At 48.7% G+C, this 13168-nt stretch carries 11 protein-coding genes and 1 riboswitch; of the genes, 6 read left to right on the top strand and 5 right to left on the bottom strand.

All coding sequences use genetic code 11. The features are described from left to right. Positions 1-17 precede the first annotated feature (17 nt). On the bottom strand, positions 18-1697 hold the full coding sequence (gene argS / locus AC58QD_RS18520; protein WP_497335936.1) for an arginine--tRNA ligase: 1680 nt from the start codon (positions 1695-1697) through the stop codon (positions 18-20). A gap of 64 nt (positions 1698-1761) precedes the next feature. Continuing rightward, positions 1762-2244, bottom strand: coding sequence for a YwiB family protein (locus AC58QD_RS18525; protein WP_497335938.1), 483 nt, complete (start codon positions 2242-2244; stop codon positions 1762-1764). 177 nt (positions 2245-2421) lie between these two features. Here AC58QD_RS18525 and AC58QD_RS18530 point away from each other — a divergent pair, with 177 nt between their 5' ends. After that, positions 2422-3117, top strand: a complete 696-nt coding sequence (locus tag AC58QD_RS18530; protein ID WP_497335940.1) for a hypothetical protein — start codon at positions 2422-2424, stop codon at positions 3115-3117. A 51-nt stretch (positions 3118-3168) separates the two neighbouring features. On the opposite strand, the gene speE is transcribed toward AC58QD_RS18530, so the two are convergent. Next, a complete protein-coding gene (gene speE, locus AC58QD_RS18535; RefSeq protein WP_497335942.1) occupies positions 3169-3996 on the bottom strand; it encodes a polyamine aminopropyltransferase in 828 nt (275 codons plus the stop codon). Positions 3997-4239: 243 nt separating this feature from the next. Between speE and AC58QD_RS18540 the strand changes: the two genes are divergently transcribed. Further along, entirely contained in the window at positions 4240-6294 is a 2055-nt protein-coding gene (locus AC58QD_RS18540; RefSeq protein WP_497335944.1) for a transglycosylase domain-containing protein, read from the top strand. Positions 6295-6501: 207 nt separating this feature from the next. On the opposite strand, the gene AC58QD_RS18545 is transcribed toward AC58QD_RS18540, so the two are convergent. Further along, positions 6502-6972, bottom strand: a complete 471-nt coding sequence (locus AC58QD_RS18545) for a YwhD family protein (protein WP_497336304.1) — start codon at positions 6970-6972, stop codon at positions 6502-6504. A gap of 199 nt (positions 6973-7171) precedes the next feature. Here AC58QD_RS18545 and AC58QD_RS18550 point away from each other — a divergent pair, with 199 nt between their 5' ends. The 3 genes from AC58QD_RS18550 (at position 7172) to AC58QD_RS18560 (ending at position 10754) form a co-directional block, all read left to right on the top strand. Continuing rightward, positions 7172-9160 (top strand): M1 family metallopeptidase, encoded by a 1989-nt coding sequence (locus AC58QD_RS18550; protein ID WP_497335946.1) that lies wholly within the window; start codon positions 7172-7174, stop codon positions 9158-9160. A 29-nt stretch (positions 9161-9189) separates the two neighbouring features. Next, complete coding sequence (locus tag AC58QD_RS18555; protein WP_497335948.1) at positions 9190-10008, top strand: hypothetical protein; 819 nt, start codon at positions 9190-9192, stop codon at positions 10006-10008. Positions 10009-10139: 131 nt separating this feature from the next. Then, a riboswitch (cyclic di-AMP (ydaO/yuaA leader) is annotated at positions 10140-10274 on the top strand. A 3-nt stretch (positions 10275-10277) separates the two neighbouring features. Then, positions 10278-10754 (top strand): C40 family peptidase, encoded by a 477-nt coding sequence (locus AC58QD_RS18560; RefSeq protein ID WP_497335950.1) that lies wholly within the window; start codon positions 10278-10280, stop codon positions 10752-10754. Positions 10755-10834: 80 nt separating this feature from the next. On the opposite strand, the gene AC58QD_RS18565 is transcribed toward AC58QD_RS18560, so the two are convergent. After that, positions 10835-11746 (bottom strand): LysR family transcriptional regulator, encoded by a 912-nt coding sequence (locus AC58QD_RS18565; RefSeq protein WP_497335952.1) that lies wholly within the window; start codon positions 11744-11746, stop codon positions 10835-10837. 114 nt (positions 11747-11860) lie between these two features. Between AC58QD_RS18565 and thrC the strand changes: the two genes are divergently transcribed. Then, positions 11861-13060, top strand: coding sequence for a threonine synthase (thrC, locus tag AC58QD_RS18570; RefSeq protein WP_497335954.1), 1200 nt, complete (start codon positions 11861-11863; stop codon positions 13058-13060). The last annotated feature ends 108 nt before the right edge of the window (positions 13061-13168 follow it).

Here is a 13168-nt window from a genome sequence, read left to right on the forward strand (position 1 = left end):
TTATGCGGGACGAACGTTTACATGCTCTCAGGCGCGGATACCCCTACAAGCTTCAACACGTTTCGGATGACGATTCTAAGCGCCGCAGCCAGTGCAAGACGCGCTTGCGTCAGTTCGGCGTTCTCCGTGATTACATACTCCGCCTTGTAATAGCTATGGAACTGGGAAGCCAATTCATACACGTAGCGAATCAATCGGTGCGGCGCGTGCTGCTGGGCAGCTTGAGCCACTTCCTCCGGCAGGTCGCCCATCTTGCGCAGCAGGTCGAATTCGGCTTCGGTCTGCAAGGTAGATAAGTCGATCTCGCCGATCGGACGCATTCGGATCCCTTTCTCCTCAGCCTGGCGGAATATACTGCAAATGCGCGCATGCGCATACTGTACATAGAATACTGGATTCTCGTTGGATTTGGATATCGCGAGATCCATATCAAAATCCAGATGGGAGTCTGTGCTGCGCATCGTGAAGAAATATCGGATCGGGTCAACCCCGACTTCGTCCATCAAGTCTTCCATCGTGACCGCTTTACCGGTCCGCTTGGACATCTTGACCTTCTCCCCGTTCTGGAACAAGCTCACCATTTGAGCAATCAATACGGTCAACTTGGCAGGATCGAATCCGAGAGCAGCCATAGCAGCCTTTACCCTCGGGATATAGCCATGATGGTCGGCTCCCCATATGTTAATCAACTCATCGAAGCCGCGTTCGAACTTCGTTCGGTGGTACGCTATATCAGGAGTTAAATAAGTGTAGCTCCCGTCATTCTTGATAAGCACGCGGTCCTTGTCATCGCCTAGCGGTGTAGTGCGCAACCAAGTCGCACCTTCCTCTTCGTAGATGTGACCCGCTTTTCTCAAAATGTCCAACACAGGATCAATCATGCCATTCTCATACAGCGATGTCTCACTGTACCAGGAATCGAATGAAACGCCGAACCGCTCCAGATCCCTCTTGAGCTTCTGCAATTCCTTATCGAGCCCGTATGTTTTGAAATAAGCGCGCCGTTCTGCCTCAGGCATAGCCAGCAGGCGATCGCCTTCTTGCTTGGCAAGCTCCTGCGCGAAGCCTTTGATATCTTCTCCGTAGTATCCATCCTCCGGCATCGCCGCGTCCTGCCCAAGCGCTTGGAGATAACGCGCTTCAATGGATTTGGCCAAGTTATCCACTTGATTGCCGGCATCGTTAATGTAATACTCCCGACTTACCTGGTAACCGGCAAAATCGAGCACATTACAGAGCGCATCCCCAACCGCTGCTCCACGAGCATGTCCCAGATGGAGACTGCCCGTCGGGTTAGCACTGACGAATTCAACCTGGATTTTGCGCTGCCCGCCGATATTGACACGGCCGAAGTCATCTTGTCCCGTTAACACGTCATTCACGATGGGATATAAATACTGCTTATTCATGTAGAAGTTAATGAAACCAGGACCCGCAATCTCCATCCTGGAAATCCCGGCCTCTACTTGGTTAAGTTGCTCCACGATGGCTTCTGCGATCAGCTTCGGGTTCTTCTTCGCGATGCGCGTTAATTGCATCGCTATGTTGGTCGAGAAATCGCCGTGAACCTTCTCCCTTGGCACTTCAAGCACGAAATCCGGCAAATCAGCCGCTTCAACCAAACCGGTTGCTGTTACTGCTGCTGCGATGGCTTCTTTCAATTGGGATTTAATTTGTTCTACTGTACTGCTGCTCATTATGTAATCCTCTCTTCTTCTCGTATGAATATTTTTAAGCATTTGCGAAGCAAATGCGCCTCATTTAACTTATCACATGAATATCAAGCCGAAGCTTGTACACACCAATGAATTGCCCATCCGAGTATAACTCATAGCTCCACTTAAGGGAGTAACCGTCCTTTAACGTCTTACGTGATATGGCACGGGTTACACTTTCCAATAGCATGCGGCCATCCGTAGGATCATTCCGCCCGGTGAGTACTAACGGATCCCTGCTATCCGCAGAATCTGAAGACTTGGGAAGCCAATAACTCCCCGACATTCTGGCCCCTTTAATGAAGGTGAGGTCGGATTTCGTCCCTCCGTGTCGGATAATCTTGATTTCGCTCTCGTTCCACTTCACGGTAGTGGTCGTTAACCCGTTCGTCTGCTCAGGTTCCACATATCTTACATAACTCGATCCGGTCGCAGTTTCGTATAATTCGCCCTCGGTTTGCTGCTTCGACGACTGGCCCCCGCCGCTGCTCTCGATTCGGATACGCACCGGTTTCTTTACAGCGCTCATGTGCCGCATTCTCCCGTCTATTGAATACGATAAGTGTATATGATAGCGGAAGCAAATTCAATTGCATGCAAGCTTATTCGACAATAGCTCATACCCGAAAAGGATTGACTGGGTAAAAATACCTATGTAATATATATTCCATATAGGACATTATTTCCAAATATCGGAGGCGATACCGTGGGCTTTCTTAAAGGATTAGGGAATTTCGCAGGTGAAGTTGTGGGTGGTGTCCTAGGTGGAACTGTCCGAGTTGTAGGTGAGGTTACGGGAAGCAAATTTATTAAAGAAATTGGTGATGGCGTCGAAAATGCTACGAAGTTTGCCGGAAAAACGGCTGGGGACTTAGCTAGTGGTGCTTGGGATGTGACCGCAGGGATCGTAACTCAGAACGAACAAAAAATGAGTGAAGGCCTGGGCGATATAGGCGGCGCTGTATCATCAACTGCAAAAGGCATCGGGCATATGGTCGTAAATGTAGTAGAGAACGGGACCGATGTAGTGAAAGGAATTGCAAATGACGACAGTGAACGGCTGAAAAACGGTGCCAAAGGGCTTATATTTACAGCAGCTGTGGGTGTAATTGCGGTGGGAATCGTCGATTTGGTAGACGGACCTGATGCTGCATATGCTTCAGAAGGCGGAGAAATGGCTGAACCAGCTCCTGCTCCAAACGTGCAACTAGAGGATTCTACAGCAAATGAAGCAACGGCTGCCTCCGAGCCTGGTGTGCATCATGTAGAACCGCACTACGTCGAAGGGTACTACCGTGCTGATGGAACTTATGTAGAAGGCTACTACCGGGACGGTGCCGATGGGAATGGCTATGACCGAAGCAATCCTGACGGAAATCCCAACAATAATTTAAAACCGTAAATCTTATCGCATAACAAAGGGCATCCTCACGGATGCCCTTTATTTGTGCAATTATTTACAAAGATCTTCAACGAACTTAGGTAAAACGAAAGCTGCTTTGTGCAGACGCGGAGAGTAGTACTTCGTGTCGAGCTCCGGAATGTTAGCTTCATCTACTGCTAATGGATCAGCCTTCTTGCTGCCCATCGTGAATGTCCACAGCCCGCTTGGATAGGTTGGGATATTCGCACAATACACGCGAACGATCGGGAAGATCTCCCGAACATCGCGATTCACGCTCTGAATCAGATCAGCCTTGAACCAAGGGTTGTCCGTCTGGGCTACAAAGATGCCGTCTTCCTTCAGCGCCTCATGGATCGCTTGATAGAATCCGCGTGAGAACAGCTCAACAGCAGGCCCTACAGGTTCAGTGGAATCCACCATAATGACGTCATATGTATCCTTATAGTCATGGATATGCATGTAACCATCATTTACGATGACTTCTACGCGAGGGTTGTCCAGCTCACCCGCAATCTCAGGCAAATATTTCTTCGAATACTCAATCACTTTACCGTCAATATCAACAAGGACGGCTTTCTCAACCGATTGGTGCTTCAGCACTTCCCGCACTACGCCGCCGTCTCCGCCGCCTACAATAAGCACATGCTTAGGATTAGGGTGAGTGAATAAAGCTGGATGTGCTACCATTTCATGATAAACAAATTCATCACGCACAGTAGTCATAACCATGCCGTCAAGCACAAGCATACGTCCAAATTCTATCGTATCGATAATGGCCAAATCTTGAAACTCCGTCTTTTCGGTCACGAGGGTTTCTTTGATTTGAGCTGTTATTCCGAAGTTTTCCGTTTGTTTCTCTGTGTACCACAATTCCATGTCCATTCCTTCTTTCTACATGATTCTATTATGCAGGCGCTGCCAAACTTCCTTTATTGTACCACAAGGCACACACAATTTGTATTATATAAAAACGATGTTAAATTGCAATGCTTTCCCCTATATTCCCCTCCAACCCTTTCTCCAAATGCGAAATAATGTCCAAAAAACAAAATTCCTGTTGAATATTGCTTACCACTCTTTTCCATACTAGTAGTAGTCTTTTGCAAAGGAGTGGCTGGCATGTCCAGAGTTGAATCGAGAGCTGCCAAGAAACCTAAACCGCGCCGTCTATTTCGCAAGCTGTTCTCAGTTGCCTTCTCTCTCACCATGATCGGAGCTATCGGTCTGGTCGGTCTATTGTTATATTTGCGGTCTCAAGCTTTGCCTGTAAGTACAACGCTGCAAAATCTGCAGCTCTATGACATACGCGGGGAAGCCTTGGTATCCTCTTCACCTGGACAGAACCGGGATTTTGTTCCCTTATCCAAAATATCTCCTTATCTGGTGAAAGCGACATTATCCATCGAGGATGAACGCTTCTATGATCACTACGGATTGGATTTCCGCGGTATTGCCCGAGCTTCGCTTGTCAATCTGGAGCATATGGAGAAGGTTCAGGGGGCCAGCACATTAACTCAGCAGCTCGCTCGCAATTTATATTTATCGCATGACCGGACATGGACGCGGAAGATCAAGGAAGCTATGTATGCAACCCAGCTGGAGCTGCAGCTTAGCAAGGATCAGATTCTGGAGCAGTATCTCAATCAGATCTATTACGGCCATTCCACCTACGGGATTCAGACGGCAGCGATGATGTATTTTCACAAAAATGCAAGTGAGTTGACGTTAGCCGAGAGCGCCTTATTAGCAGGTGTTCCAAAAGGGCCCAAGTATTATTCCCCATACCTGGATGCAGAAAGCGCCAAGGAGCGGCAGGAGCTGATCCTCGATGCCATGGTCCGAAACGGCCATATTACCGAGTTGGAAGCCCGTCAAGCCAAGCTGGAGAAGCTCGTCTACCAACCGCGTGAGAATCGCACCCCCGTCAACGCGGCACCTTACTTTCAGGATTATATTCGATCTATAGCAGTTGATAAGCTAGGAATTAGTGAGCAGGAGTTCGACGAGGGCGGGCTGCGCATTTATACGACCTTGGATCTCAAGGCACAGCAAATCGCGGAGCAGATTGTGTCCAAGCACATGGAAGGGAATGAAGACCTTCAGAGCGCTTTAGTAGCCATAGATCCGCGTACAGGGTACATCAAAGCAATGGTTGGAGGGAAGTCCTATCCTGAGAATCAGTTCAATCGAGCCGTCTCGGGGAGCCGTCAGCCTGGATCGGCCTTCAAGCCCTTCGTCTATTTGACTGCCTTGCAGCAGCCGGGATTCTCACCGTCAACTCGTTATAAAAGTGAACCCACTGTATTTACTTACGATGAAGGGCGGAAGACCTATACACCTAGCAATTTTGCTAACAAGTATCCGAATGCAGAAATTGATCTGCGCGAAGCGATCTCCAAGTCGGACAACATCTATGCCGTACAATCGATCCTGCAGGTGGGAGCAGACAAAGTCATCGATACGGCACACCGCTTAGGCATCACGAGCCCTCTGGAGCCGTTGCCGTCATTAGCGCTTGGAACTTTCCCGGTAAGTCCGCTGGAGATGGCTTCCGCTTATGGGGTGTTGGCTAACCAAGGGATGCGCATCGAACCGACGGCCATTACTCGGATCGAAACACCTAACGGCAAGACAATCTATGAAGCGAAGCCGATCCGAGAGCAGGTCGCGGATCCCGCGTACACGTACGTCTTGACGAGCTTGATGCAGAGCGTATTCGCCGAAGGCGGTACTGCGAACCGTGTTACCTCGACGCTGAAGCGGCCGGTAGCAGGCAAGACAGGATCGACCAATACCGATGCCTGGATGGTCGGGTATACACCCGAGCTCGCTACGGCGGTATGGGTCGGTTATGATCGTGATCGTGCTATTAGCCCGATCGATTCCTACCAAGCTGCTCCCATATTCGCAGAGTTCACCGAGCAAGTGCTGGAGTCGATCCCGCCGAAGCTGTTCCCGATGCCTGATAATGTCGTCAGCGTGTATATCGACAATGTCACTGGGAAGTTGGCCACGAACAGTTGCACGAACTCGCGTCTGGAAGTATTCGTCAAAGGTACAGAACCAACAGAATCTTGCTCCGGACAGCCTGTACAGCCTACCGGCGATACGCAGAATGGCAAGAAAGATTCGAAGTCCTGGTGGAATGATTTCAAACGATGGTGGAATGATTAGCACCCTCAAAATTGTCAGGGCCCCTGTAGAGTAATCGGATTAAGATCGAAGGCTCCCTTCCCTTTAGGGGGATAGAACGCAAAGAGGAAGACGCGCGCACGCGCGTCTTCCTCTTTGCTGTCCTAGTATATTGTGCGAAAATATACTTTCATTAGTTTACTTCAGAAGGGGTTGTCGTTCAACGCATGACACATAATCGCCACATATTCAGGCGAGTGCGGCTTTGAGCTGTTCCCCTGAATTGTCCCACCATTCTGCGTTATGGTTGATGAGCACTTGCTTCAATGCCGCTTTCTCAACGTCATTTAATCCTTCTATGATGAATCGACGTTTCATCGCGTAATCCATTTTGTTCACATGGTCCGCAAGAATTTTCCAACCCCTGCGTGCTTCCGTATCCACCAGCATCTCACAAACGGTTAATCCGGCATAATGAGAGCCTTCTTCGCTGCGCCCTACATACACCCACACAATCCAGCATTTGCGGCCGTTCGGCACATCATCCTTATTCATGCTGAACTTAATGCCCTTCTCTACCTTACTCTTGGCATGGATCGCCCCGAGGTCGATATAGGCATCATCCCCATCAATGATGACGCTGGACAGATTGTTCAGATCAATAGAACCCGCTCCAAATCCACGATGTTCCTTGGTACTGACTACATTCAGCGCGTTCAGCTTCTTCTTTTCCTTCTGCGGCTCTTGGCCTTGACCCTCTACCTGATTAGCTCCTGTATTTGAATCACGAACGTCCACTCTGGCACCTTCCCATCTCTCGTTCTTGATTTTGTATTCTTTTTAATCATTTTAGCTAATATTTGTCCAAATGCAAACATATAGATGGGATAGAAAGCTTGTCAACGGGGTGAATATGCTAATGTCCAACGTACTCATGCGACTGTCCAAACATCCGGCGCTATGGATGCTTATCCTCGCGCTAGCACTCGGTACCCTGTCCGCGGCACTCTCACCGGCATCCCCATCTGCCGAAATCCGCTCAGCACTTGTAGGAGAACCTACGGCGAACCAACTGGAACCTCCGGCTCCTACCGTTAAGGCAGCACCGCCGGCACTTAGCAAACGAATAGTCGAGTATCACATGTCTGTTCAGCTAGATCCCGACAACAAGTCGTTGCAAGGCGCCCAAACTGTAACATGGAAAAACCCAGGCAGTAAGCCCGTTAGCGAACTCTACTTCCATCTGTATCCGAATGCTTTTCAATCTAAGAAAACTACGTTCAACAAAGAATCTGGCGGAAAGCTGCGCACTGATGAAATGACCAAAGACAGCTTTGGTCGAATCGATATAACGTCTGTCCAAACAGAGGACGGGCTTGACTTGTACTCCACTCAACAGTTCGTTCAGCCCGATGACAACAATTCACAAGATCAGACTCTGGTGAAAATCCGTCTCCCCAAAGCTGTTAACCCCGGTGAGAAAATGACGCTTAAAATGAACTTCGCCGTGCAGCTGCCTTATGTGTTTGCCCGAATGGGATACAAGGATGATTTCATCATGGCCGGACAATGGTTTCCCAAGGTAGCGGTATACGAACCCAAGGGCACTCGAGGGCGTGCAGAAGAAGGCTGGAACCTGCATCAGTACCATGGCAACTCTGAATTTTATGCTGATTTCGGCCTGTATAATGTGCGCATTCAAGTCCCTTCCGCTTATACGGTCGCGGCTACAGGATTTCCTACGAAGCCAGCTGTCGATGACGGGATTAAGAAAACCTATTCCTTCTACGCGGATGATGTGCATGATTTCGCCTGGTCAGCTTCGCCGAACTTCATTTATGTGGAAGAGCCGTTCTCTACGCCGAATATTCCAGGTATGAAGATCAAGCTGTATCTAGATCCGGCCCATAAGGATTTGAAGGATCGGTATATGTATGCAGCCAAACGCGCGTTGGCCAAATATAGCGAGTGGTTCGGTACTTACCCCTACTCGACCCTGTCCATTGTTGTGCCTCCTGCAGGAGCTAATGGTGCGGGTGGGATGGAATATCCTACGCTGATTACGGGTTGGGCAGCCGATGAACAGCCATCAGGCTTCGGTCTTGAGCGAGTCGTTGTCCATGAAATCGGCCATCAGTATTGGTACGGCATGGTTGCGACCAACGAATTCGAAGAAGCATGGCTGGATGAGGGCTTTACTTCCTACGCCGAAGATCTGCTCATGGAAACCGAGTTCGGAGAGAAGCCGAATCTGGCCCTGGAGTCCAGCTATATGACTACCCCTGCCCCTCTCAAGCTAGATGCCTGGCGTTACGATAATCACAGCCATTATGCCGATAATGTGTACACGAGAGCCAAGCTTGTCTTGAAAAGCATCGAGGATCAAATCGGACAAAAGCAAATGCTGAGGGTCCTGCGCACTTATTTCGAACGTTGGAAGTTCCGACATCCCTCTACACAAGATTTTCAGAAAACTTTGGAAGACGTAACAAAGACTAGCTGGAGCGGGTTTTTCGACCAATTCGTGTATGACGGGATGATGACGGACTATTCAATTGATCAGGTTCAAACTTCGAAAAAAAAGAAAGACGGAACACTCCTATACGAGACCGCTGTCGTTGTAAAGAAGCTCGGCGGCTCCTATAAAGATGTCCCTATCCATTTCCATTTCCAAGACGGATCTACCGTGGAGAAAACATGGGAGGGTACGGAACTGCTCACTACGTTCACGATGACCAGTCAGTCACCGTTAGAATGGGCCGCTATTGATCCGCATCATACATTGATCCTGGAAAATAAGCGCATCAACAACTTTTATCAAACCCAGATTGATCCGAAGTGGAAAGTGCGGTGGAATATAGGCTTGGTTAAATTAATTGAGAGTGTTGTCGACGGGATTGCTTGGTAGGTCCGTAAATGTTTTGGGAGGATAAAACGATGATGAAATATCTCAAACACGGCTTTCAGACTATGACTTCGCAATATTTCGTGCTGCTCGTATTATGGGTGTACCAATTCACATGGGGACTGCTGCTGCTCCATTTCGTCAAATCCATCGTCATTCCTTTGCTGCACCGATACCCAAGCGGGCACCTGTCCACGTCAGCCGTCCAGCTGTTCTTGGCTGAAGGCGAGTTTCAACTTATGAAGACCGATATCAGCCATTCCTACTTGTGGACGTTGCTTGGGCTTGTCCTTATTAGAATGATATTGACTCCTATTTTGAATGCTGGCATCTTTTATTCCATCCATAATACTAGTCTGAACTCGGGTTATCGCTTCTTCAAGGGTGTGAAGGAATTAGGAGGTATATTCGCCCTCTATTACTTCGTGCAGGTAGTGCTGACAATTGCTCCTGGTTACTGGCTCTATCCGATTGTCAGGAAAGCATTCACCACACAAACCTCCTACGAATCTCTCATCATCGCGGTGCTTCCTTCGGTACTTGCTTTCCTGATCTACGCCTATATGGTTCATTTGTGCTTCGTCTATCTTATGTTGGGCCGTACGGCACAGAAGCCTATGTCGGGATCGATTGGTGTGTTCCTTCGACATATTCCCATGATCCTGCTGTTATCCAGCTTCCTGTTATTGTTATCGGGCGTTCTCACTTCCTTGACGATGTCTGCATCTCTCGTGTGGGCCGGCCTCTCAGCACTCATTCTTCATCAAGTATTCCATTTGTTAAAAATGTTGTTCAAGCTGTGGGCGGTTTCGACCCAATATCACTATTTCAGCGAGCACAACATGCGATAGTTCGGTTCTAAGCACCTTAAAGCCCGAAATCCAATGCGGATTTCGGGCTTTTCGCATATTTTGTTATTTTTTTTGCACAAGAAGGAGGATTTTGGCATACAAAGGCGAATTAGAAAACTTAGCAAAAAACAAATCGATATTTGCCGAATTCCCATTCTTGGGAAACGGGGGATCCAATCTGGGTGAATTGATCTCGCTTCAAAGTGATCATAGGGAACCTTCAACCGAACCCTCAGCTAACCTCGTAGGCACTGGAAGGAGTTTCCTGTTTGAAAAAGCTTTTACTATTGTTCGCAAGTATTACCATGTTATTCTGCTTTCAGCTTGGAAGCGCTTCAGCAGAAACGGTCCTCGAATCAACAGTGGACGAGCTCGCAGGCACGAAATACAGATACGGAGGAATTTCCCCGACAACTGGCTTCGATTGCTCCGGCTTCACCATGTTCGTATTCAATAAGTTCGGTATCGAACTTGACCATCAATCCAAAGCCCAGAACAAAGAAGGCTACTGGATTCCGAAAGAAGATTTACGTGCAGGCGATCTTGTATTCTTCAACACAGACGGTAAAGGCATCTCACATGTCGGCATTTACCTCGGTGACGATGTGTTCGTTCATTCGGCCACGAATAAGGGCGTCGTGAAGAACACATTGAGCGAATCGTACTATGCCAAGCGTTATGTATCCGCTCGTAGAGTGCTGTGGGATGACCTCTATGATCAATTAAACGCACAAGTGGCACATTGAAACAGGGATTTATAAATTTTTTCTAAGATGTTCACAAGCCCGGTATGATGCGGATCTTTCCGCCGTGCCGGGCTTGTATTCTATTCGTGGGGAGCTTGTCCCGGTAGCGCTCTGATGCTCTCGTTGACCAAGTCACGAAAAGATTCCGCAGCTGGTGTTAACCGTTCCTTAGCCCGCCAGCACAAGTGTATGGGATTGTGGAGTTGGACCTCCTGAACGTGAACGATACATACCTCGCCCTCCTCCAGCGCTTGTTTCACTTCTAATGCAGACACGAACATCGCTCCGTAACCGGCTGCAACAGCTCGTATAATTTCATACAGCCCGTTGACCGTTAAGCCAATTTTAAGCGGCAGCCCTATTTCACGGGATAGTCCTTCTAACTTCTCGCGTGCAGAGCTTCCCTCTTCTCTTACAATGAAGGGTTCTTGCAAGATTGACTCGAGGGTTGCTTTACGGTTAGCTAAGGGATGATGCTTCGGTACTACGAAACACATAGCATCTTGAAGCAGCAGCTCATGTTCCAGTTGATCAGGGATTATCCCTCCTCCCCCTATAATAGCGAGATCAGCCTGGTAAGTAAGCAACCGTTGGACGGCTTCCCTCCGGTTACACGAATGAATGTTGATCTCTATATCCGGCGACCCAAGTTTATAGCCTGCTGTCCATTGCGGGAGCAGACGGTGTGCCGGCAGGGAGGTAACGGATAAACGCAGCTTTCCTTGCTTCCCCTCCCGATATAAACTTACACGATCCTCGATCTCTCGCTCCATCGCGAAGAGGCGCTCAGCATGCTCGGCCAGCATGCGGCCAGCATCGGTTAAGATGACTCCCCTCCCCTTCGAAATTAATAGGGTCAGTCCCGTCTCCCGTTCGAGATTACGCAATTGCATTGTAACGGCAGGCTGACTGATACGCAGATGCTCAGATGCTTTTGTCACACTGCCTAACCTCGCCACCGTATCGAACAGCCTGAGGGCGTGCAAATTCATGTGGACTCCACCTATTCATAACTATTATTTATGCATTATGCTCAATAATATATTAGATTTATGATCAACTGCAAGATATCCTGAACCTATACATTGTAGGCGGAGGAGATATCGATGAAGTGGATTTGTTGGGAGTGCAATAAAGAACGAGCTGGATCACTAGAGCAGTCCTTTCAATGTGAATGCGGCGGGTGGTATGACATCAAGCAGGATTTGCGCGGTGTGGATAGTGAGTTGCTGAAACGAGTGTTTCACGAGCGTTTATCCGCACGAATGACTCCTTATGCAAGCGGGGTATGGCGATACAAGGAGCTTATTGACCCTGAGCTTCCGGTTGCATCCATTGTGACCAAATACGAGGGGAACACGGGAATGTATTCGCCTGCCTCTGTGCAAAATTACACCGGTGTGCGGCATCTTTGGTTGAAGGCTCAGAGTGAGAATCCCAGCGGGTCTTTCAAAGACAATGGCATGACTGCCGCTGTGTCAAGAGGTTGGGCTTTGGGGTTTCGCCGCTTCACCTGCACCTCAACCGGCAACACCTCTGCTTCTCTTGCCATGTATGCTGCGCTTGCAGGCGCTGAAGCGATCATACGACTGCCTGATGCTAACGTTCCAGCAGGCAAGCTCTATCAGACACAAGCCTATGGCGGACAAATTGTTCCTCTTAAGGGGGGCGGCTACGATGCGGGTATCGCTTCTTTCCTAGCAGAAGGCGATCACCTGGATGCGTATGTATGTAATTCGATCAATCCGATGCGTATTGAAGGACAGAAGAGTATTGTCTACGAGATTGCGCAGATGTTGGGTTGGTCGTTGCCGGATTGGATCATCGTGCCAGGCGGGGCGCTAAGTAATGCAGTTGCACTCGGCAAAGGGCTAGAGGATCTATACAGCCTGGGTTTCATTACTCGATTGCCACGTGTAGCTATCATCCAAGCTGAAGGTGCTGCTCCCTTCCACCGCTTGGTGACTGCAATGCATGCAGGCCATCCAAGGAGGATCGATCTGCAGCTTGAACCCGAGCTTCATCCTCAGACCCTTGCGTCTGCACTGAATATCGGAAATCCTCCAGGTTGGAAAAAAGCTCTGCATTACACGATTCTACAAACGAACGGGATTACAGCTTGTGTCAGTGATGCCGAGATTATGGAGGCGAAATCTATAATTGATCGCGGCGGTATCGGCTGCGAGCCTGCGTCCGCTGCAACCGTCGCTGGTCTTCGCAAGCTCGTTGCAGCAGGAGACATCCATCCCGAGGAGACTGCCGTTTGTATTTTGACCGGACATTTGCTGAAAGATACTTCTATTTAAAGCCTATATTATTTTCTAAAGGCTCTTATTTTATAGTTACTATAAAATAGTGGTATAATGAATTTTGTATTCAATTGGCATAATAAATGCCGTATCCAAAGGAGGAGA

Source organism: Paenibacillus sp. J2R1T-4, assembly GCF_059692235.1.

What these genes read in the sequence shown, in the direction of transcription:
- argS (WP_497335936.1), bottom strand. Translation starts at nt 1,697, where the DNA reads ATGAGCAGCAGTACAGTAGAACAAATTAAATCCCAATTGAAAGAAGCC.
- AC58QD_RS18525 (WP_497335938.1), bottom strand. Translation starts at nt 2,244, where the DNA reads ATGAGCGCTGTAAAGAAACCGGTGCGTATCCGAATCGAGAGCAGCGGC.
- speE (WP_497335942.1), bottom strand. Translation starts at nt 3,996, where the DNA reads ATGGAATTGTGGTACACAGAGAAACAAACGGAAAACTTCGGAATAACA.
- AC58QD_RS18540 (WP_497335944.1), top strand. Translation starts at nt 4,240, where the DNA reads ATGTCCAGAGTTGAATCGAGAGCTGCCAAGAAACCTAAACCGCGCCGT.
- AC58QD_RS18550 (WP_497335946.1), top strand. Translation starts at nt 7,172, where the DNA reads ATGTCCAACGTACTCATGCGACTGTCCAAACATCCGGCGCTATGGATG.
- AC58QD_RS18555 (WP_497335948.1), top strand. Translation starts at nt 9,190, where the DNA reads ATGATGAAATATCTCAAACACGGCTTTCAGACTATGACTTCGCAATAT.
- AC58QD_RS18565 (WP_497335952.1), bottom strand. Translation starts at nt 11,746, where the DNA reads ATGAATTTGCACGCCCTCAGGCTGTTCGATACGGTGGCGAGGTTAGGC.
- thrC (WP_497335954.1), top strand. Translation starts at nt 11,861, where the DNA reads ATGAAGTGGATTTGTTGGGAGTGCAATAAAGAACGAGCTGGATCACTA.